This is a genomic window from Vibrio sp. 1F253 (genome assembly GCF_041439295.1).
GTDB classification, from domain to species: Bacteria; Pseudomonadota; Gammaproteobacteria; order Enterobacterales; family Vibrionaceae; genus Vibrio; species Vibrio tasmaniensis_A.
In genome coordinates this window covers 1-20,697 of the sequence record NZ_JBGONU010000014.1, presented here as the reverse complement: position 1 = coordinate 20,697, position 20,697 = coordinate 1, and the positions used below count along the sequence as shown (strand labels likewise).

Sequence of the window (20,697 nt, the reverse complement as noted above, 5' to 3'; positions counted from 1 at the left end):
AGACAGCTCTCGCTGGATTATACAGCGGGAGCGTTATTCACTAGAATTTCGCGAATAGACTTGAGCGTCGCTTCAGTTGAATGGTAATCCAATTCAACTTCGCTAAAGATACCGTTTACCTCAAGCATTAAGGTTGGGTAAGAATGCACACCCATCGCTTCTTTAAAACCTAACTGGTCATCTAACTCGCTTTCCAATAGCTTACTAGAAAGGTCATTTTCAAACTGTTGTACATTCATCCCTAGCTCTTGAGCTAACTGCAAATGCGTTTCTTGGCTATGAGGCAGCATCGCACGAAGGTAGTAAGCGTGTTGGATCGCTTCAAGCATTGCTTCGTAGTGATCTTGAAAGCCAGCAGCGATCACTGCACGACACGCTGGGTAAGTGCTGCGAACTGGTTGGCATTCAGTCCAAAACTCATGATTAAATTCCGTACCCAGCTTAGCTTCAATCTGCTTCCAAATCGCTTGAAGCTTGCCTTTCATCTCTTCTGACATCGGCTCTTCAGAATCCGGAGCCAAACCACCGACTACGTAGCTAAACTCAATGCTCGCTGGCAATTGTTGTTTTAATAACTCAAGCGTTGGCTTGTAGCCCCAACACCAGCTGCACATTGGATCATGCACATAATGAAGTTTTACGTTCATTGTTCATTCCTTATCGAGTCTTTGTTGAACCATTCAAACGAAAAAAGGAGCCTAATTAAGGCCCCTTCCATTCAATATTTAAGCACCAAGGCCTAAAGCTTACTCAGCGTCGTCGCCAGCTACTTTAGCAGCGGCTTCTTTAACGATTGGCTGAAGCTCACCCTTTTGGAACATCTCAAGAATGATATCACAACCACCGATTAGCTCACCTTCAACCCAAAGTTGTGGGAACGTTGGCCATTGTGCGTAAGCTGGAAGCTCTGCACGGATATCAGGGTTTTGTAGGATATCTACGTAAGCAAATTTTTCACCACATGCCATTAGCGCTTGAGACGCTTGAGAAGAGAAACCACAGCTAGGTAGCTTAGGAGAACCTTTCATGTACAGTAGAATAGTGTTTTCTTCAATTTGCTGTTTGATTTTATCGATAGTTTCCATTGCTTCCTCGTTAATGGATTACGGCTTTCATTGCCTTTATTCTACCCCAAACCAAAAGAATAAAAACCATATAAAAAAAGAGGTTAACCAGTTAAGCTAACAATTCACACAAAAGTGATGAATTAAGCTTTTAATAAAGTAAAAACTTGCTAAACTATATCGCAAGTCAGCAAATTGACCGTGGTTGGCAATATAGCGAGCCATGAATAATAATATCACTGGAAGCAATCGAAAGAGTTAACTCTTTCATATCAATGGAGAATTGAGCAATGGCATTTGAACTACCGGCTCTTCCTTACGCGAAAGACGCGCTAGAACCACACATCTCAGCAGAAACGCTAGATTTCCACCACGGTAAGCACCACAACACTTACGTTGTTAAGCTAAACGGTCTTATCCCAGGTACTGAGTTTGAAGGCAAAACACTAGAAGAAATCGTTAAGACTTCTACTGGTGGTGTTTTCAATAACGCTGCTCAAATCTGGAACCACACGTTCTACTGGCACTGTCTTGCTCCTAAAGCAGGCGGCGAACCAACAGGCGCGGTTGCAGAAGCGATCAACGCTGCATTCGGTTCTTTCGAAGAATTCAAAGCGAAATTCACTGATTCAGCAATCAACAACTTCGGTTCTTCTTGGACTTGGTTAGTTAAGAAAGCTGACGGTTCTCTAGACATCGTTAACACTTCTAACGCTGCGACTCCTCTAACAGAAGAAGGTGTTACTCCACTTCTAACTGTTGACCTATGGGAACACGCTTACTACATCGATTTCCGCAATGTTCGCCCTGACTACATGGCTGCATTCTGGAACCTAGTAAACTGGTCTTTCGTAGAAGAGAACCTAGCTAAGTAATTATTACTTACGCTGCGCTATTTATAGCAAGTTATCTATTGAAAGCTCATGCCTCGGCGTGAGCTTTTTTGTATCTGTCGTATTCTAATCAATGCGAACATTGCGAAACGAACTAGCAGATCAAGCCTACTTTTCAACCTATTCTTACCTTTCTCAATCGCCCTACATAAATTCGTTATTTGGCTGTAATTAAACTCTAAAGTTTGCCAACTCCATGCCGTTAAAGGTGTATCCAATGAGAGGCAGCATGCAAATACATACTTTAGACAAAGCAGGAATCATCAACGAACTGAAGTTCGGCATCGGGATCAGCCAAGCGGTTGAGCAAGGTCGCCGTGCAGATTTTGCGTTGCTGTTGTCTATGTTTTCTAATGATGTTCGCGACTGTACTCCCATCGACACCATTGACGTCACTGAAACGACTGAAGATCGCTTACGTAAGCAATTTGGCGTAGCAGAACCGCAACAACTGCGTTCAAACCAATCGTCGTATGAAATTTCAGCGCAACAATCGAATCACTTTCATCAAGCTAGCCTTGCCAGCGCCAAGCTAAGCCACTACTTGAAGCCTGAAGCACTTGCTTTCATGCCAGAAGATACAGCCGACTTCCCCGAAGAGGTTTACCAAAACCTTTCTGGTCATGACCGGCGTAAACTGGCAAGTAAACAGTTACCTGATTTACCAAATGCGACGCTCTACAACGAGCTGTCGACAGCTCAACGTCAGTATCAGATTCAGGCGTAAGTATAGCCGCTGCCTAGCCTTCCTCTTTCTCGCTCAATATTCACGACTGCTCTTTGTTCGATCTCGCTTTTTTAATGATTGATGTAGGCAATATGAACCATCACCTTTGGTCATCATCAAAACCGGAGATGTCGGTTAACACTTGAAGTTACTGCAAAATGTGACCTGCCATAAAGTTCATAAAAAGTTATCAATGGGTACACCTTAGTTTGAGCCAATTCACACCCGCTGTATGAAATTTAACCCATCCTTATCCAACATGGACGATTTGCTTAGGTACTGGGATGGAAATAAAAAGCTCAATTATATTGGTAACATCTGCCGGCTCGCGATTGGGAGGAACGATTGCGAATCACTTTGTTAACCTTGGAGCCACTGTCATCCTTTGTGATAAAGACGCAAAAGCACTTCAGGCGACTTATTTACAATGTGCCCGCTTCTCCGACTCTGTTTACCATTACACGCTCGAAGGGAATGACAGCCAAGCTATCCTCAGCGTGTATGATTTTATTCAAACCACCTTCAACACGACGCCCGATGTTCTGGTCAACAATTGGATAAGTTCCCCAATGCCTAGTCTAATTGGCGATCAGCCTGTCAGTAGCTTTATCAATGATCTGTCTGCTATGGCATCGACCCTTTTCGCATTTGGGCAAATCAGTGCAGAGAGGTTACGAGAGCAAGACAAAGAAGGCGTAATTGTGAATGTGATATCTCACGATGACTTTCATGATGTGTCAGGCTTAGAGAGCGCAAACTCCATGATTACCGGCTTTACCCATAGCTGGGCGAAAGAACTGACGCCATTTGGTATTCGAGTCGGCGGTGTTGTCCCTGCCGTTCATAACTCCGAAGGCAAGCTCAATGGGTGTCACTGGGCACAACTGCAAGACGAACTGACCAGAACAACGGAATACATTGTCTCTAATGATTACTTTAGCGGACGGGTTGTAGCTGCGGAGGTGTAAGCATCTGCGGAGGTGTAAATGGATAATAAAAATAAACCTATTTCAATTCACATAAAAAAAGCCCCAACCTTTCGGTTGGGGCTTTGAATTTCCCGATAGATAAGTATCGTGCTAGCGAAAACCTATCTCAAACTAATGCTTACTTATTATGCGTTAGCTTTTTCTTTTTTAGCTTTTGGTGCTGCTTTTTCTTCAGCTGGCTTTTGGTCAGCTTTCTTCAAAATTACAGTCGTACCTTCAAAAGTTTCACCTTCAACGTATGCTTTACCGAAGTAAGACGTTGTTAGAACTTTTTTAAGCTCAGTGATTAGAGGGTAACGTGGGTTAGCACCTGTACACTGGTCATCGAACGCTTCAACAGCTAGCTCGTCTAGTTTAGCGATGAAGTCAGACTCGTTAACACCCGCAGCCTGGATAGACAGTGGGATGTCTAGGTCAACTTTAAGCTCTTCTAACCAAGTCAGTAGACGTTCAATCTTCTGCGCAGTACGGTCACCAGCTTGGCTTAGGCCTAGGTGGTCAGCAACTTCAGCATAACGACGACGTGCTTGTGGGCGGTCGTACTGAGAGAATGCAGTCTGCTTAGTTGGGTTATCGTTCGCGTTGTAACGTACAACGTTTGAGATAAGTAGTGCGTTTGCAAGACCGTGTGGTAGGTGGAACTCAGCACCAATTTTGTGAGCCATTGAGTGACATACACCTAGGAATGCGTTCGCAAAGGCAATACCAGCAATCGTTGCAGCGTTGTGTACTTTCTCACGAGCGATTGGGTCTGCTGAACCGTTTTTGTAGCTTGATGGTAGGTATTCTTTAAGCATCTTAAGAGCTTGTAGAGCTTGACCATCTGAGTATTCGTTCGCAAGAACTGATACGTAAGCTTCAAGAGCGTGAGTTACTGCATCGTAACCACCGAACGCTGTTAGAGACTTAGGCATGTTCATTACTAGGTTAGCATCAACAACAGCCATGTTTGGCGTGATTTCGTAATCTGCTAGTGGGTACTTAGCACCTGTTTTGTCGTCAGTAACAACCGCGAATGGCGTAACTTCTGAACCCGTACCTGAAGTAGTAGTGATACATACTAGCTCAGCTTTTTTACCCATTTTAGGGAACTTGTAGATACGTTTACGGATATCCATAAAGCGCATTGCTAGTTCTTCGAAGTGAGTTTCTGGGTGCTCGTACATAACCCACATGATCTTAGCAGCATCCATTGGAGAACCGCCACCTAGAGCAAGGATTACGTCAGGTTGGAAGCTCTTCATTGCTTCAGCGCCTTTCTCAACAACAGACAATGTTGGATCCGCTTCTACATCGAAGAATACTTGAACTTCAATACCTTGAGATTTCAGGATTTGTACTACGTCATCTGCGTAACCGTTGTTGAACAAGAAACGGTCAGTTACTAGGAATGCGCGTTTCTTACCTTCTAGGTCGCTCATTGCGATTGGAAGGCTGCCACGACGGAAGTAGATAGACTTAGGTAGTTTGTGCCACAACATATTTTCAGCTCGCTTCGCTACAGTTTTCTTGTTGATAAGGTGCTTAGGACCTACGTTCTCAGAGATAGAGTTACCACCCCATGAACCACAACCAAGAGTTAGAGAAGGTGCAACGTTAAAGTTGTACAGGTCACCGATACCACCGTGAGTAGTCGGGATGTTGATTAGGATACGAGCCGTCTTCATCTTGTCACCGAAGTAACGGATGCGATCTGCGTTTACGTCTTGGTTAGTGTAAAGACCAGATGTGTGACCGATACCACCGATTTCAACCATAGTTACTGCTTGAGCAACAGCGTCTTCGAAATCGTCTGCGCGGAATAGACCTAGAGTTGGAGACAGTTTCTCGTGAGCAAATTCGTCATCGTAAGAAACTTTACCAAGGCCTTCACCTACAAGTACTTTTGTATCAGCAGGAACTTTAACACCCGCCATTTCAGCGATTGCTGGAGCAGGTTGACCTACGATTTTAGCGTTTAGGTTGCCGTCGATAAGAAGAACTTTACGTACTTTATCTGCGTCAGCTTTAGATAAAACGTGAGCTTTGTGAGAAGCAAAACGCTCTTTAACTTCGTCATATACTTCGCTAACTACGATTGCAGCTTGCTCAGAAGCACATACAACACCGTTATCGAATGTTTTAGACATAAGGATAGATGCTACTGCACGTTTGATGTCAGCTGTTTCATCGATAACTACAGGAACGTTACCAGCACCAACACCGATAGCAGGCTTACCAGAAGAGTATGCTGCTTTAACCATGCCTGGACCACCAGTAGCAAGGATAAGTGCGATACCGTCGTGCTTCATCAGCGCGTTAGAAAGCTCTACAGATGGTTGGTCGATCCAACCGATGATGTCTTTTGGTGCACCCGCTGCTACAGCTGCGTCTAGAACAAGCTTCGCTGCGTCATTAGTTGAGTTCTTTGCACGTGGGTGTGGCGAGAAGATGATGCCGTTACGTGTTTTAAGAGAGATTAGAGATTTGAAGATTGCTGTAGAAGTTGGGTTCGTTGTTGGAACGATACCACAGATGATACCTACAGGCTCAGCGATAGTCATTGTGCCTAGGCTTTCATCTTCATCAAGAATGCCACATGTTTTTTCGTCTTTGTATTTGTTGTAGATAAATTCAGATGCAAAGTGGTTTTTGATAACCTTATCTTCAACAATACCCATTCCAGATTCAGCAACTGCTTGTTGTGCAAGTGGGATACGAGCGTGGTTAGCAGCAAGAGAAGCTGCGCGGAAGATTGCATCTACTTTCTCTTGAGAGAATGTTGCAAACTCTTCTTGTGCTGCTTTAACGCGTGCTACTAGAGCATCAAGTTCCGCTAAGTTAGTTACAGGCATGGTGGATCTCCTAAAATAATAAATATTAAAAACTTTTTATTAATTTCGCTGCTTGCTTTTAACCTCAAACAACAACGTTCTTAGTAAATTGCTTTCAGGACTGAGTATATTATTTCACAGTGTGAAAAAAATTGACCCAGATCAGTTACCCAAAAAGAATTAACCAAAAAGTAGTAAGGCAATCGCAAAAATACACTTAAGATGATGATTTATATAGATTAAAATCACACTTTTCGTTAGTTCAAAAAACAAGCAAACAGACAAACTTTTTCTACATAGAGTCATAAACTGTAAAAAAGTTTCATTTTTAGTCAGTTAAATTACATGTATACAGCCATATTCGTGCTACTGAGAGTATATCCATACCATTGCACGGGCTAGATTTTGACATAATTTTTATTAAATTCGTGCGACAGTTAACAGTTACTCGATAATAAATTACAAAATGAAACACTAACAACCAACTCGCAACACCGCCAATACAAAAGTGATATTCAATTAGTTTTTCTAAAAATAATCCCCTATTTCAGGTTAGTTTTTTTCATTCGTGCAAATCCGATTTGTCCCTTACATTACGCGCTCAGACTATTCACCGAATCAAACCTTCAACCTTAAAATTCGCTAACTGGAGATCGCTCTCATGCAAGGCTTAGAACTCGCAATTTTTATGCAATTCTTCCTTGGGCTTGTTGCTGCCGTAAACCCAATCGGCATCATGCCTGTTTTTGTTTCCCTTACTGCACATATGCCGCCAGAAGAGAGGAACAGGACAGCCTTACAAGCAAATATTGCCGTTGCCGTTATCCTGATTGTGTCGCTTGTCGCGGGGCAAATGCTGCTTGATATGTTTAGCATCTCCCTGGATTCATTTCGTGTTGCAGGTGGTTTGCTATTATTGAGCATCGCATTTTCGATGATGAGCGGTAAGCTCGGTGAAGATAAGCAGAATAAACAAGAGAAATCTGAATACATCAGCAAAGAGCAAATCGGTGTTGTTCCTCTTGCGATGCCATTAATGGCGGGCCCCGGGGCAATCAGCTCGACCATTGTTTACGGATCTCGTTACCCTGCAGCCATTGATACTGTGGGAATTGGCATTAGCATCATCGCGTTTGCAACCTGCTCTTGGCTTTTGTTCCGTTCAGCACCAGTTATCGTTCGCTTTTTAGGTCAAACGGGTATCAACGTGATCACGCGTATCATGGGCTTGATTCTTGGTGCATTGGGCATCGAGTTCATCGCCAATGGCCTACGTAATCTGTTCCCAGGTTTGGCATAACGTTTAACGACATTTCGGTTGCTCTATAAAGGGCAACAATATTGAAATATAGATGAGGCGAGTAAAGCAATTGGGCTTTCACTCGCCTCGTTATTATGAAGCTTGTATAATGACTGTTAACGCATTTAACAGAAGACGAACCTCTCCTTATGTCACGCAAGCCACTCAAGCATCATTTGTACGTCATTATCTTTGGTACTCACACGCCAGCCGGACGTGCATTTGATATTTCTCTGATCGTTGCAATCTTGGCTTCGCTATTGGTTCTGATCTTAGAGTCCATCCCTAATGTCATGACCGAATGGTCACAGCAGCTGCGTTATATTGAATACACTTTTACTGCTCTCTTCACTCTTGAGTATTTGTTAAGGCTCTATTGTTCTCCGAAACCAAAATCTTATGCCACCAGCTTTTATGGTGTCGTGGACCTATTGGCGATTCTTCCGACCTACTTAGCGATCATCTTCCCAGGCGCTTCATTTATGGGTGTGGTAAGACTGCTGCGTGTGATGCGTATCTTCCGAATCCTAAAACTGGTTCGCTACCTGCAAGATTCAAACATTCTGTTACGTTCACTGTTAATGGCAAGACGAAAGATACTGATCTTTTTCAGCACAGTTGGCATCTTAGTTGTTATCTTCGGCGCGCTTATCTTTGTTATTGAAGGGCCAGAAAATGGCTTTACAAGTATTCCCCACAGTATTTATTGGGCAATCGTAACCATTACGACGGTTGGCTACGGTGACATGATCCCTCAAACCGCGTTAGGGAAAGCGATCGCTTCTCTGACCATGCTATTGGGTTACTCTATTTTAGCGGTACCGACAGGGATTATTACTGCAGAGCTCAGCAATGAGATGAACTCGCACAAAGAGTTGGTAAAGTGTCCGAACTGTAACCGCGCCGGCCATGATTCGGATGCTATGTATTGCAAACACTGTGCGAGTGAATTGGCAGACCCCGACAAGCGTGTCGTTACAGAAGAGAAATAAAAGCAGACTCGAGATGCGAAGAGGTTTAAGGGCAGTTTCGAGGGCCGAATAACGAGATATCAATAAACTAAAAAGGGTTGACGTTTATCGTCAACCCTTTCGGTTTATCAGCTAATAGAATTTAAGCAATCTTGCCGATTACGCTTTCTCAGCAAGGATAATGCGTAAAGTACGGCGTAGTGGTTCTGCAGCACCCCAAAGTAATTGGTCACCGACAGTGAACGCGTTCAGGAAGTCGTTACCCATAGACATCTTACGCAGACGACCGACTGGTACAGACATAGTGCCTGTTACTTTCGCTGGTGTTAGCTCCTGTGCCGTGATGTCACGGTCATTAGGAACCACTTTAACCCAATCATTGTGCGTCGCGATGATCTCTTCGATCTCGTCCATTGGCACGTCTTGCTTAAGCTTGATTGTTAGTGCTTGAGCATGACAACGCATTGCACCGATTCGTACACAAGTGCCATCAATTGGGATTGGCTGACCATCTAGGCCAAGAATCTTGTTCGCTTCAACGCCGGCTTTCCACTCTTCTTTGCTTTGACCGTTTTCACGCTTCACATCGATCCAAGGAATCAGTGAGCCCGCAAGCGGAGCACCGAACTGATCGGTTGGAAATGAAGATGAACGAATGGTATCAGCGACTTTCTTATCGATATCAAGAATTGAACTTGAAGGGTTCGCTAACTCAGAACTTACGCTGTCGTTGATCACACCCATTTGTGAGATCAGTTCACGCATGTTCTTAGCGCCCGCACCTGAAGCGGCTTGGTAAGTCATGGCACTCATCCACTCAACCATGCCTTTCTCGTATAGACCACCCAAAGCCATAAGCATTAAGCTCACAGTACAGTTACCGCCTACGAAAGTGTTAGTCCCGCCGTGGATACCTTGTTGGATTTGAGCCAAGTTAACAGGATCAAGAGTGATGATTGAATCCGCGTCCATACGTAAGGTAGAAGCCGCATCAATCCAGTAGCCTTTCCAACCTGCTTGACGCAGTGCTGGGTATACTTTTGAGGTGTAGTCTCCGCCTTGACAGGTAATCACCGCATCAAGCTGTTTTAGGCTATCAATATCAAAAGCGTCTTGAAGTAGACCCGCATCTTTACCACCCAAAACAGGGGCAGGAATACCAATCTGAGACGTACTGTAATAAACAGGTTCAATCAAGTCGAAATCTTTCTCTTCAACCATACGTTGCATCAATACAGAACCAACCATACCGCGCCAACCAACTAGACCTACTCTCATCGCTCACTCTCCATGTATAAATTAAAAATTGCTCTCCCCCATCTATAAGTTTTTCAGAAACAGAACTCAAGTGCTTTTTGTCAAAAAGTGTAACTTTTTCGTTTCTTTTAAGTGAACGCAATGAATCGTGCAGTTATCCCTGTATCGACATTTAATATCCACCTCATTGATAAAACGCCCATTATCCTCAAATTCAAACATTTGCATCGCCAAAGCAGCTTAGTCCCACTCGCGTCACAAACAGTAAATCCCTCTTTTTAATCAATACTATTCAGAATAATACTTCACAAAACAAAAACAACGCGCGACAAGTTTCAACATGTAACAACCATGAATTTAACAACATTTCAGATAATGAAACCACGATTGACTGCGTTAGCAGTCAAATATCACAACTTGGACGTATTTTTTCGATATAATAAACTAATTACTGTAGTGTCCGTTTTGCACCACACACCATAACGAAGCACTATAAATGCTCGAAATCACAAGAGGCTTTTATGAAGCAGAGTAAAACTCGCCTACCGAACCTATTGCAGGTATTCATCGCGTTAGGATTATTTCTATCCCTTGCTTTTTCCTTTACTGCAAAGCTTGACCTTCCAATTCAACTTGCCTTGTATATTGGCTGGTTCATTATCATGGTTCTCGGTATTCGCCTTGGCCACGAATACAAAGACTTAGAAAAAGCGGCACTCAAAGGAATATCCAATGGCTTAGGCGCGGTTTTAATACTTTTAGCCGTTGGCGCTCTTGTTGGTACTTGGATCTCAGGCGGGATCGTACCTACTATCATTTACTATGGTCTGAAAGCAATCCACCCTTCTATCTTCCTTTTAGCGACCATGATTATCTGTTCTCTAACCGCATTGGCAACTGGTACTTCTTGGGGCGCCGCGGGTACAGCAGGTATCGCGATGATGGGCATAGGCCAAGGTCTAGGTGTTCCAGCACCGATTACTGCAGGTGCAGTACTGTCAGGCTGTTACTTCGGTGACAAGATGTCTCCACTTTCTGATTCAGTGATTCTGGCTTCTTCAATGTCTGGTGTTGAAGTGGTTGAGCACATCAAGGGCATGCTGCCAGTTGCGTTAATCAGCTACGTGATTACTGGCATCATGTTTACTGCGTTTGGTTTTCACTACGCAGGTAACGTTGACATGAGCCAAGTAGATTCTGTCATTAAAGCAATGGAAGTTCAGTTCTACATCACGCCTTACTCATTTGTCCCAGTACTGATCGTGCTTGGTCTGTTGGCTTTCCGCATGCCTTCATTCCCGGTAATCAGCTTCGGTTCTCTGCTAGGTATTATCTGGGCAGTCATGATCCAAGATATCGATTTCCTAACGGCATTCAATACTGCTTGGGCACCGTTCTCTATCTCCTCTGGCGTAGAGTTTATTGACTCGATTCTTAACCGTGGCGGCATGTCTTCAATGCTTGGTTCGGTAGCGGTGATTGTGTTTGGTTTAGGTTTTGGTGGCTTACTGGATAAAGTGGGCGTATTAGAGACGATTGCTAAGGTGTTCGAGCGCCGAGTAAATAGCGCTGGTTCTCTAGCAACAAGCACGATCGGCACGGCCTTCATGGGTAACGTATTCGGTTCTGCAATGTACGTATCGTTAATCCTAACGCCAAAAATCTGTGCGAAAAACTACGACCGTTTAGGTTACCAACGTAAAAATCTATCTCGTAACGCTGAGTTCGGTGGCACGTTAACTTCAGGCATGGTTCCTTGGAGTGACAACGGCATCTACATGGCGAGCATTCTTGGTGTCGCAACGCTCTCTTACGCTCCGTTCATGTGGTTGAGCTTCATCTGTATCCTCGTGACTATCGTAACGTCTTACATGGGTTGGTTCGTTGATAAATGTGAACCAACAGCACCAGCGCTTGAAACTGAAGAAGCCGCTGAACTGAGCAAGCAACAAGCTTAAGCTAATGTTTTGATACTTTAATGCTTTAGTGCGTAAGCACAAAAATGTTGATGATATAAATGCCAAAAGAGCGCTCTAGAGCGCTCTTTTTTGATCTACTTAATTACTGAATTTATTTGCTAGCGGTTCGTTTACCCAACCAATAACCGATGCCTAACGGTGCAAAGAACACCACCAAGATAAACAGGATGAAGTAGATAATCACACCTTTGATTAAGTCCATCAGTTTATCAATCGCGAGTACCAACACCTCTTGAGAGACACGATCAAGATCTTGTGTAAACAGTTCCCTTTCAGAAGTCACAATGCCTGCAATTTCAATACGCTCTTTCGCAATCATCGCGACCAGAGCTTCTCTCTCTCGTGTCACCATTTTTTCTAACGCTACACGTTCTTCAGTGAGCATCGCCAATTTTTGATCTGTCTTATCACTTAGGTCGTTGAGTAAAGGCTGCATTTCTGTCGACATAATAGAAGCCAGTGTTTGCATGTATTCAGGGTTGTTCTCAATGAAGTCTTGCATGCTTGCTGATGTTTGACGAAGGCTTTCCAATGTCATCGACAAATCTTCACCTGTGAGCGAACTGTTCATCGCCACCAACTCGGCCTTCCACGTCATCAATTTTGGCGTTTGATCAGCCATTAGGCTTAAGCGGTCTGATGCATCGCCCATCGCCTCCGGCATAGTACCTAGGCTCTGAACGATTTGAGATTCGTCTTTACCCAGATGAGCCAGCCATTCGCGATAAGCAGGCGTACTTCTGAAGGTAAGATCTCTAAAAGGATTGCTCGCGGCGAACTCTGCGACGAATGCTTTGCTGCTCTTGAAATCACTCGAGCTCAATACACCCTTTGCCAGTTTCTCTGCTTCTTGGTCAAGAGAACGAGCCGTCTCTACCGCATTATCCGTCACGAACAGATCCGCGCCATCGCCTTGGCTATAAAACTGATTCATTTGGGCTGTGAAAACCCATGAGTCAATTAATGCTGACATTGGGGAAGTTTGGTACGCCGCTTGTTGTAAGCCCTGCTCAGCATGGATCTTCCAAAGCAACACATAAGATTGATGTAAGGTGTCATCAGCAGGGTAAGATTGCGCAATGAGATCGGCCGAGTCTTCTACTCGTGTAAAAAACATCTTGGCGTATTCACGCGTCATGATCCGAGCCTGTAACTCTTGCTGAGTAAGAGGCGTCGTTTGACTATCTAGCTTAACTTCCAAAAGAGAACAACCACTTAGCACAATGCTAAGCACTAACACGATCCAATTTCGACTCGAAACTCGTGACATATAAACCTCTGACAAAGACTAAGGGCGCGGATTGTAGGAGCGCTTCGTCAGAGTATTGTCAAAAAACCTGTAAAAGTTAACGTTGGGTATTTAAATAGTCATGAGCAGAATCTACAGAGGCTTTTATCGCCATCTCTAGTTCGGCTAAATCGTGCTCGCTGATGGCTCTGGACTGCTTCATTGTCATTTCAATAGTCGCTGCAATGATCGCTAACCGAGACGCTTTGATGCTGCCAGCCACGCCTTTTAAGCTGTGCACAATGCGAGCAGCAGAGGTTTCATCCTTGGTGAGCAGAGATTTGAATCTGGTGTAGTCATCTGCGTGATCTTCGACAAAGACCCCTAGCAACAATTCAACAGACTCGGTATCGCCATCAAGAGTCTCTAGCATCTCTTCAATATCAATCGCTGGCTTTGAATCCGTAACACTGGCAATGTGCTTCTCTGGCTCTTGCACTTGTTCTGGTGTTCGCTGAGTTGGGGGTTGCTGAATAGAGTTTTGCTGAACCGGAACTTGTGGAATAGGTTCTTGCAAAATCGGTTCTTGTGAAATAGCTTGCGGGCTTGTCGTACAAACACTCTGCTGTGGTTGGATATCAGAATGTTGACTCGCTGGCGTAATATCTAATACTGATGGGGGATTACTTGGTGGCGTCACCGCGGAAGAAACAGTATCACTATGAGAAACAATATTATTGCGAGAAGCAGTATCATTACGAGAAGACGTATCTTTGTTGGAAGTAGAGAGAGCATCGTCCTGACTTGAATCGATGACTGGTTCCTGTTTGAGTGCTTGGTCTACTTCTTTCTTCGATTTTTGGGACCTAACACTCCACAACACTAACGCAATCATTGCCACTAAGCTTAACCCTAGCATGATCAATAATAGGTTGTATTGACGTTCATGGAACTCAGCTTCAAGTTTAATGATCTGTTCGTTTACTGAATTCTTCTTAATTTTATCGACTAAATAATTGAGCTGAGCGTAATCACTCAGCAATGCTGAAGCATCTGCCAGTAATAGTTGGAGTGCATCTTGTTCTTCGGATTTTAATGAATAAGATTTTTCAAGAATAGAATCAAAGGCGCGATAAGTTGCTGATGAACTTTGGTTATCGGAATACATCGCTTCAAAAACGACGACACCAAATTCGTTGAGTAGCGGCTTTAACTTAGGGGAAAGTTCAGTATCTGTGCGTAACACTTTGATGTTATCGACGATATCTTGCACCTGACTTTCTATCGGAATGAATTCATCAAATTTTTCTAAAAATTGATCGGCAACGTAAAGCAGTTGGTTCACATCAGGGCGAAACAAGGCGTGTTGGAAATCAGATTCTATCTGCAGTCGGATCGAATAAACTAACTGAGCATCGAGTGCTAAATCATTAATACGAGAGACTCGCAGCGGCTCAGAGAAATAAAGCGATTGCCTCAGTTCATTAACGCGAATACCGAGCTCTTCAATTTGAGCGAGCGAGTGAGAGTAAGAACGGCTTAGATTAAGGAGTGCCAGTGAAGGAAGTAGCCACAGAGCCAAGAGTGCAACCAAAAAAGTTGCTGGTCTTTTAAAGCGATTGGGCTTTGCTACTGATTGTTCCATCGATATTCCTTGTTCATGCGAACTCTAAACCATTATGTTGCTAAACATAAACAAGCGACAACAACCTGCTGTCGCTTGCTACCTAATAACTTCGGACTATGACTTATTGCGAGTCAGTTGATCACGTAAGTTCGGTGGCGTCCCTTTAATGGTTAGCGTGTCTGTCTCTGGATCGTAGAAGATACGCTCACCTAAAAGCAGACTATCAAAACTAACATTCAAACCGCCACCAGCACCAACAAATTTTGTTAGTTTACGCATAGTTGCGCGGTCTGCTGGGAAGCTGTCTTCTAACTCGTAGCCTTGCTCACTAGTATAGTCAAAGAAGCTTGTACCATCTGTGCTTGCTGGCAATTCTCCAGAAAGTTCACGAACTTGAACTTCATCACCCGCTTTAAGCTGTTCGTTACAGTAATCCGCAACTTGTTTTTTATAGCTGATCGCTTCTTCTTTCTCTAACTTAGAGTCAGAAACAAAGTCTTCTACCGCTTGCATCAATACTTGGTTTTGCTGCTTAGCATCCAAGCCTACTTCTGCTTGAAGGAAGTCTAAGAAGAAGTCAGCGACTTTACGACCAACGCGCCCTTTAATATAAGTAAGGTAACGGTTTGACTCTTTGTCTGTGTCGTATGTTGAAAGATCAAGGCGCGCAACAATATCCATCTTCGAGATATCCAGGTAATCCGTCGCACTAATATCTAGCCCTTCGGTCACTTTCAAACTTTGGTTAGAAGGCAGTAGTCCGATGAAAAGGTAGTCTGTCGCCAGTGATTGATATTCAGCCAGTACCAAAGTGCCTTCATCAGCAAAAGGATACTTTGAAAGCTCATCTTTTAGACGTAGCGCACTTTTTTGAGAGAAATCATAAAAACTTTGTTCTCCAGCTCGAAATTCATGCAACGACTGCTGGAATTCGCTGTCGGATTTGAAAGAACCAAATCCTTTACCTGCTTTTGAATTAAAAACTCGGTGAAGTTCCGCGACTAGGTTTTCAGATGCAGTATCGTTTTCTAGAGATTCAGCACGATAGTTAACAATCAGCTCTTCCTGATCGTTCTTGCTTAGCTGGTGTAAAATTACGTTGGAAAGGTGAAGGCTCATAGCGAAAATATTACCGTTCAGGTTTCAGTTGTTGTGCATAGTAGGTTATCATAAGCCGCTTTTACTATCATTATTAGAGTCCTTATGCCGATTATATCTAAATACACAGATGATCAAGTTGAAAAAATCCTAGCTGAAGTAGGTGCTGTACTGACTAAGCACAAAGCTTCACCTGAGCTTTCATTGATGATCGCTGGAAATATCGCAACCAATGTCTTAAATCAGAACGTTGCTGCTTCACAACGCAAAGGAATTGCTGAAAAATTTGCCGAAGCTTTAATTTCTTCTCTTGAAGATAAAAAGTCTCACTAAGTTTGATTGACGGAAAAAGAATTATAAATGGTAGACAGCGCAAACTCATATAGCGATCGTGTATCTCGACTGGTAGGTTGGGGCCACTGGTTTGCATTTTTCAACATCATTGCTGCGATGTTGATTGGTACTCGTTATATTACTCAATCTGCTTGGCCGGAAACCCTATTGGGTCAATTCTATTTGGCTGCATCATGGGTTGGTCATTTTGGATTTTTGGTGTTCGCGCTCTATCTATTAGTGCTGTTCCCACTCACTTTTATTCTTCCGTCGAGGAAGTTATTACGTTTGGTTGCCGTTATCTTCGCAACCATAGGTTTAACTGTCCTACTGATTGATACTCAAACGTATCAAAATATAAACCTCCACCTGACACCTGTCGTGTGGGAGGTTTTATTCAGTGGAGAGGAGTCTGCACTCACTTCTGATTTGCAGCACCTCTTCATTGTAATGCCACTAATCTTCTTATTGCAGCTAGGTCTGTCTGAGTGGGTTTGGCGTAAGCAACGTAAACTGTCTCATAAACACATTGGCCGTCCGATTACTGCCGTCTTCTTCTTGTGTTTCATCAGCAGCCACTTGACCTACATGTGGGCTGATGCGTATTTCTACAACCCAATTACAAGCCAGAAAGCGAATTTCCCACTGTCTTATCCTATGACAGCAAAAAGCTTTATGGAAAAGCATGGTCTATTAGACCGTGAAGAGTATTTACAGCGTTTAGAAGCGAACCAAGAGAACGTAAACTTAGTTAGCTACCCACTAGAAAAAATTCAATACAACCGCCGCAGTGCTGATCTTAATATTCTGCTTGTGAGTGTGAATAATCTTCGCGCTGATGCACTCAATAGCACTGCAATGCCAAGCAGCTATGCCTATGCACAACAATCGATCAACTTCACCAATCACTACAGTTCAAGTAACGACATGTTTGGTATTTTCGGATTGTTCTATGGCCTTCCTAGCAGCTACGCAAGCAGCATCAAAGCACAAGGTTCGAGCGCAGTACTGCTCGATGTGCTAGATCATCACAATTATACACTTGCCGCTTTTAGCGGTGATGACTTTGACGACGCCCTTTACCCGGAAGTCATCTTCCGAGGCCGTGATGCGCTCCCAGAGCAAGCAACAGATGATGACCAAAGCGCAATACAAGCTTGGTCTGAATGGGTTCAATCACCACAAGCAAAAAGCCCTTGGTTTAACTTTATTGAGCTAACAACGCTCGATAACTTCTCTAGTTACGAAACAGATGTGACGTTGACTACCGCTGAACGTTTTACTGCAGATTACCAAAAATCGACTCAAGCGGCTGATGTTCAGTTAACGAAAATCTACGCAGAGTTGGAGCGCCTAGATCTTCAAGACAACACAGTGGTTATCATTACCTCTAACCATGGTACTGAATTTAACGAGACGAAAACCAACAGTTGGGGCGCAAACTCCAATTACAGTCGTTACCAACTACAAGTGCCTCTGTTCATCAAATGGCCAGGTAAGTCAGCATCTGAATATACTCACCGTTCTAGTCACCTAGATGTGTCAGTCACGCTAATGCAAGAGCTATTAGGTGTATCTTCGAACCCTACAGATTTTAGTAGTGGACATAGCCTGTTTGATGAGCGTAGAAGAAAATGGATTCTTGCAGGAGACTCACGTGAACTTGCTCTTGTTACTGACCAACAAACAACGGTGTTAGATAAGTTTGGTAACTACAAATTGTACGATCAGAATTACAAACGTCTGAAAGATGTAAGCCCTCGCTTGCCAGTGTTGATGCAAGGCCTTACTGAGTTACAGCGGTTCTATACCAAAAATGACTAAATGATCATCAAAAAGAAAAGGGAAGCCAATGGCTTCCCTTTTTTATTGCCGTGAATGATTAGAAAACAAGCAACAAAACAAAATTATGAAAATTAAGGGTTTACAAGATCCTCTGCCCCTTATATTATTCACGCCACTGGAGGGATGGCTGAGTGGTCGAAAGCACCGGTCTTGAAAACCGGCAACCGTTAATAGCGGTTCTAGGGTTCAAATCCCTATCCCTCCACCACATTTAAGAAAGCCGCTGAGAAATCAGCGGCTTTTTTGCATCTGAAGCTTATCTAAAATATAAGGCCCATCTAACAAAACTCTCTGCAGTCCCAGTTTCAAACCCATTCACTTTATACCTAGTTTTAAACTCCGAGCTCAGAGTTCTAAGTTAAAAGCTCTTAGTTAAAAGTCCCTAGCTGAAAGTTCTTATGCCTAAGCCACTCCCCTCATAACTTTGCCTGCGAACCAATTAGATACTTTCTTTTTTAATGACACTGAAACACTTCACGTATAACAAAAGTTGGGAATACTTGGCTTGTTGAATATTAGATTTTGTCTGCCTCTTAATAAACCGAACAACATATAATCATTCAGAACAAAAACACACAAACTTGTTCATAAAAAAAGCAGTCAGTTAATAAGGGTATTTACAAGCGAATCACACCACTATATTATTTGCGGCACTGGAGGGATGGCTGAGTGGTCGAAAGCACCGGTCTTGAAAACCGGCAACCGTTAATAGCGGTTCTAGGGTTCAAATCCCTATCCCTCCACCACTCTTAAAGATTAAACCGCTGTTTTTACAGCGGTTTTTTCGTATCTAAAGCCTCGAAAATCATCTTGCACAGAAAGGTAGCACAGATGTACTTATTGAGACTTCCAAATAGCGTATACTACACACGCATCGCCACCCCACTTTCACTGCGTAGCAGCGGTTATCCCAAAGAGTTTAAATTCTCTCTTCTAACTCGTGAACGTAAAGTCGCTTACCTGAGAAATATCGAACAGGTTCAATTACTCCATGCTCTTTTCGACAGAGCCAAAGTCACTGCATTAAGTTTTGCCGATTTCAAAGCTGAGCTTACTCATAGTATTAATCAGTTGCGTCAAAGTTATCGTTCTCAACCAGAGACAACGACGAATGCACCAATACTGCGACCTGCCGTAGAAGCAAAGGCAACAGCGCCGAGACTAAGTGTTGGAAAAGAGGCGCTGGTTCAGTTCATTGAATCGAAGCAGCTTGAGAATGTGACCCGATTGACGATTAAACAGCTCCAGCAGCGTTGTAGTGATTTTCTAAACTATCTATTAAGCCAAGGGAAAGAAAAGCCAAGTAACAGCCTTGCCATGGCTTACAGAGATGAGCTGATACAGCGTAAGCTTAGCCATAAGAGCTTAAAAGACTATCTGGCCGCAAATCGGCAGTTCTTTAATTGGTGTGTGGCAAAAGAATTGATAGCAACTAATCCATTTATGGTGGTGAAGCTACCAAAAAATACAAATAGCTCAACTCAGCGTAGGCGTTGGAAAGCGATAGAGCTGAAGAAACTATTCTCTAGTCATGCCTATAGTGAGCAAGGTGAGCAATTTGACTGGATAACCAAGTTACAGATGCATCAAGGCTGCCGCCCTTCAGAGGCTTGTCAACTTCGCATCAAGGACATCACGTTAGGTCATACCCCTTGTATCCACTTTTCCGATGATGCGGAAAACCAACACCTAAAAAATGCGGCTTCCAACAGAGTTGTGCCAATACACCAGAAGTTGCTTCAATCACGCTTTCTTGATTATGTAGAGCAACGAAAACAACAAGGTGCTATTCAGCTTTTTGACCTAGTTCCCCGTGGAGACGACTTGGATTGGTCAAAAGATTACCGTGACGTTTTTGGTGATGTTCTTGATGCCTGTCATTTCAAAGCGGGACAACGCCCAACAGCCTATTCATTCCGTCATACCGTTGTTGATGAACTGCAAAAGGCGGGCATCGAAGAGCATGTGGTCGCTCAGATAATTGGGCATAAACACAATACGATGACCTACGGACATTATGCGAAACGGCTATCCCCAGAAGAGTTGGTTGATGCTGTGAATAGCTTTCAGTTGAGCACATCTCAGTAAAATAAGCTTGGCAGTAAACCGACAAAAACCGTGTCACTAAAAAGTGAGACGGTATAGCAACCCGTTGCGCTCCCGTCACACTTTTGCTTCGCAAAAGATGAACGTGAGCTGCGGGCAAGAGGCGAACCTCTTAACTCCCGACCATGGCTAGCCATGAACACCAACATGAAACTAGCCAACCCGACAGACAGCCCTGACTCAGAAATGCCCCATTGTTCGGTAAATCCTTTACTTATTCGCATGCTGTCAATTATGTTGATATAAATTCAGTTGCACAAAAAAGATAAAGAATGATAATTTGCCGTCTAATCAGCTTTAGCTGTTTTCTGAAGCTTAACGGTTTATCGTGCTCATAAACGAATATATTGAAATATAAGGGGCGTTCATGGAAGGTGTTGTAGTAGAAAAAAGTAAGATCGGTAAGGTTACGTATCTGCTCTATTGTAAAAAAGAGTCGGTAAATAATCCTTTAGTCATCATCTGTC

At 43.4% G+C, this 20,697-nt stretch carries 16 protein-coding genes and 2 tRNA genes; 11 read left to right on the top strand and 7 right to left on the bottom strand.

Going from position 1 to position 20,697, the window contains the following annotated elements; translation table 11 throughout:
• Nucleotides 1–17: 17 nt before the first annotated feature.
• Both ACED28_RS09255 and ACED28_RS09250 read right to left on the bottom strand, forming a co-directional pair.
• Nucleotides 18–647 (bottom strand): DsbA family protein, encoded by a 630-nt coding sequence (locus ACED28_RS09255; RefSeq protein WP_009848714.1) that lies wholly within the window; start codon nt 645–647, stop codon nt 18–20.
• A 99-nt stretch (nt 648–746) separates the two neighbouring features.
• Entirely contained in the window at nt 747–1,085 is a 339-nt protein-coding gene (locus ACED28_RS09250; RefSeq protein ID WP_009848715.1) for a Grx4 family monothiol glutaredoxin, read from the bottom strand.
• 269 nt (nt 1,086–1,354) lie between these two features.
• Between ACED28_RS09250 and sodB the strand changes: the two genes are divergently transcribed.
• From sodB to ACED28_RS09235, 3 genes are all read left to right on the top strand, one after another.
• A complete protein-coding gene (gene sodB, locus ACED28_RS09245) occupies nt 1,355–1,939 on the top strand; it encodes a superoxide dismutase [Fe] (RefSeq protein WP_004734050.1) in 585 nt (194 codons plus the stop codon).
• A 247-nt stretch (nt 1,940–2,186) separates the two neighbouring features.
• A complete protein-coding gene (locus ACED28_RS09240; RefSeq protein WP_371709712.1) occupies nt 2,187–2,684 on the top strand; it encodes a VC2046/SO_2500 family protein in 498 nt (165 codons plus the stop codon).
• 284 nt (nt 2,685–2,968) lie between these two features.
• Nucleotides 2,969–3,652 (top strand): SDR family oxidoreductase, encoded by a 684-nt coding sequence (locus tag ACED28_RS09235; protein ID WP_009848717.1) that lies wholly within the window; start codon nt 2,969–2,971, stop codon nt 3,650–3,652.
• A 146-nt stretch (nt 3,653–3,798) separates the two neighbouring features.
• Here ACED28_RS09235 and adhE read toward each other — a convergent pair whose 3' ends face one another.
• A complete protein-coding gene (gene adhE / locus ACED28_RS09230; protein WP_371709711.1) occupies nt 3,799–6,507 on the bottom strand; it encodes a bifunctional acetaldehyde-CoA/alcohol dehydrogenase in 2,709 nt (902 codons plus the stop codon).
• A gap of 640 nt (nt 6,508–7,147) precedes the next feature.
• Between adhE and ACED28_RS09225 the strand changes: the two genes are divergently transcribed.
• Nucleotides 7,148–7,786 (top strand): YchE family NAAT transporter, encoded by a 639-nt coding sequence (locus ACED28_RS09225; RefSeq protein WP_004734056.1) that lies wholly within the window; start codon nt 7,148–7,150, stop codon nt 7,784–7,786.
• Between the two features lie 149 nt (nt 7,787–7,935).
• Nucleotides 7,936–8,778, top strand: a complete 843-nt coding sequence (locus tag ACED28_RS09220; protein ID WP_032500845.1) for an ion transporter — start codon at nt 7,936–7,938, stop codon at nt 8,776–8,778.
• A gap of 138 nt (nt 8,779–8,916) precedes the next feature.
• On the opposite strand, the gene asd is transcribed toward ACED28_RS09220, so the two are convergent.
• On the bottom strand, nt 8,917–10,035 hold the full coding sequence (asd, locus tag ACED28_RS09215) for an aspartate-semialdehyde dehydrogenase (protein WP_017079532.1): 1,119 nt from the start codon (nt 10,033–10,035) through the stop codon (nt 8,917–8,919).
• A 500-nt stretch (nt 10,036–10,535) separates the two neighbouring features.
• Here asd and nhaC point away from each other — a divergent pair, with 500 nt between their 5' ends.
• Nucleotides 10,536–11,972 (top strand): Na+/H+ antiporter NhaC, encoded by a 1,437-nt coding sequence (gene nhaC / locus ACED28_RS09210; RefSeq protein WP_017098219.1) that lies wholly within the window; start codon nt 10,536–10,538, stop codon nt 11,970–11,972.
• Between the two features lie 112 nt (nt 11,973–12,084).
• Here the strand turns inward: nhaC and ACED28_RS09205 are convergent, their stop codons facing one another.
• From ACED28_RS09205 to yejK, 3 genes are all read right to left on the bottom strand, one after another.
• On the bottom strand, nt 12,085–13,263 hold the full coding sequence (locus ACED28_RS09205) for a chemotaxis protein (protein ID WP_371709710.1): 1,179 nt from the start codon (nt 13,261–13,263) through the stop codon (nt 12,085–12,087).
• 76 nt (nt 13,264–13,339) lie between these two features.
• Nucleotides 13,340–14,866, bottom strand: coding sequence for an Hpt domain-containing protein (locus tag ACED28_RS09200; protein ID WP_371709709.1), 1,527 nt, complete (start codon nt 14,864–14,866; stop codon nt 13,340–13,342).
• Nucleotides 14,867–14,962: 96 nt separating this feature from the next.
• Nucleotides 14,963–15,967 (bottom strand): nucleoid-associated protein YejK, encoded by a 1,005-nt coding sequence (gene yejK, locus ACED28_RS09195; protein WP_009848690.1) that lies wholly within the window; start codon nt 15,965–15,967, stop codon nt 14,963–14,965.
• A gap of 84 nt (nt 15,968–16,051) precedes the next feature.
• On the opposite strand from yejK, the gene ACED28_RS09190 reads away from it, so the two are divergent.
• The 5 genes from ACED28_RS09190 (at nt 16,052) to ACED28_RS09170 (ending at nt 20,212) form a co-directional block, all read left to right on the top strand.
• Complete coding sequence (locus tag ACED28_RS09190) at nt 16,052–16,279, top strand: YejL family protein (protein WP_004734063.1); 228 nt, start codon at nt 16,052–16,054, stop codon at nt 16,277–16,279.
• Between the two features lie 27 nt (nt 16,280–16,306).
• Entirely contained in the window at nt 16,307–18,103 is a 1,797-nt protein-coding gene (locus tag ACED28_RS09185) for a DUF3413 domain-containing protein (RefSeq protein ID WP_371709708.1), read from the top strand.
• Between the two features lie 138 nt (nt 18,104–18,241).
• A tRNA-Ser gene (locus ACED28_RS09180) sits at nt 18,242–18,332 on the top strand.
• A gap of 447 nt (nt 18,333–18,779) precedes the next feature.
• Nucleotides 18,780–18,870: transfer RNA gene (locus ACED28_RS09175), tRNA-Ser, on the top strand.
• Between the two features lie 85 nt (nt 18,871–18,955).
• Nucleotides 18,956–20,212, top strand: coding sequence for a tyrosine-type recombinase/integrase (locus tag ACED28_RS09170; protein WP_371701334.1), 1,257 nt, complete (start codon nt 18,956–18,958; stop codon nt 20,210–20,212).
• Nucleotides 20,213–20,697: the final 485 nt, after the last annotated feature.

Bases quoted from the DNA above. Each gene is read 5' to 3' on its own strand.
- ACED28_RS09255 (WP_009848714.1), bottom strand. From the start codon at position 647: ATGAACGTAAAACTTCATTATGTGCATGATCCAATGTGCAGCTGGTGT.
- ACED28_RS09250 (WP_009848715.1), bottom strand. From the start codon at position 1,085: ATGGAAACTATCGATAAAATCAAACAGCAAATTGAAGAAAACACTATT.
- sodB (WP_004734050.1), top strand. From the start codon at position 1,355: ATGGCATTTGAACTACCGGCTCTTCCTTACGCGAAAGACGCGCTAGAA.
- ACED28_RS09240 (WP_371709712.1), top strand. From the start codon at position 2,187: ATGCAAATACATACTTTAGACAAAGCAGGAATCATCAACGAACTGAAG.
- ACED28_RS09235 (WP_009848717.1), top strand. From the start codon at position 2,969: ATGGAAATAAAAAGCTCAATTATATTGGTAACATCTGCCGGCTCGCGA.
- adhE (WP_371709711.1), bottom strand. From the start codon at position 6,507: ATGCCTGTAACTAACTTAGCGGAACTTGATGCTCTAGTAGCACGCGTT.
- ACED28_RS09225 (WP_004734056.1), top strand. From the start codon at position 7,148: ATGCAAGGCTTAGAACTCGCAATTTTTATGCAATTCTTCCTTGGGCTT.
- ACED28_RS09220 (WP_032500845.1), top strand. From the start codon at position 7,936: ATGTCACGCAAGCCACTCAAGCATCATTTGTACGTCATTATCTTTGGT.
- asd (WP_017079532.1), bottom strand. From the start codon at position 10,035: ATGAGAGTAGGTCTAGTTGGTTGGCGCGGTATGGTTGGTTCTGTATTG.
- nhaC (WP_017098219.1), top strand. From the start codon at position 10,536: ATGAAGCAGAGTAAAACTCGCCTACCGAACCTATTGCAGGTATTCATC.
- ACED28_RS09205 (WP_371709710.1), bottom strand. From the start codon at position 13,263: ATGTCACGAGTTTCGAGTCGAAATTGGATCGTGTTAGTGCTTAGCATT.
- ACED28_RS09200 (WP_371709709.1), bottom strand. From the start codon at position 14,866: ATGGAACAATCAGTAGCAAAGCCCAATCGCTTTAAAAGACCAGCAACT.
- yejK (WP_009848690.1), bottom strand. From the start codon at position 15,967: ATGAGCCTTCACCTTTCCAACGTAATTTTACACCAGCTAAGCAAGAAC.
- ACED28_RS09190 (WP_004734063.1), top strand. From the start codon at position 16,052: ATGCCGATTATATCTAAATACACAGATGATCAAGTTGAAAAAATCCTA.
- ACED28_RS09185 (WP_371709708.1), top strand. From the start codon at position 16,307: ATGGTAGACAGCGCAAACTCATATAGCGATCGTGTATCTCGACTGGTA.
- ACED28_RS09170 (WP_371701334.1), top strand. From the start codon at position 18,956: ATGTACTTATTGAGACTTCCAAATAGCGTATACTACACACGCATCGCC.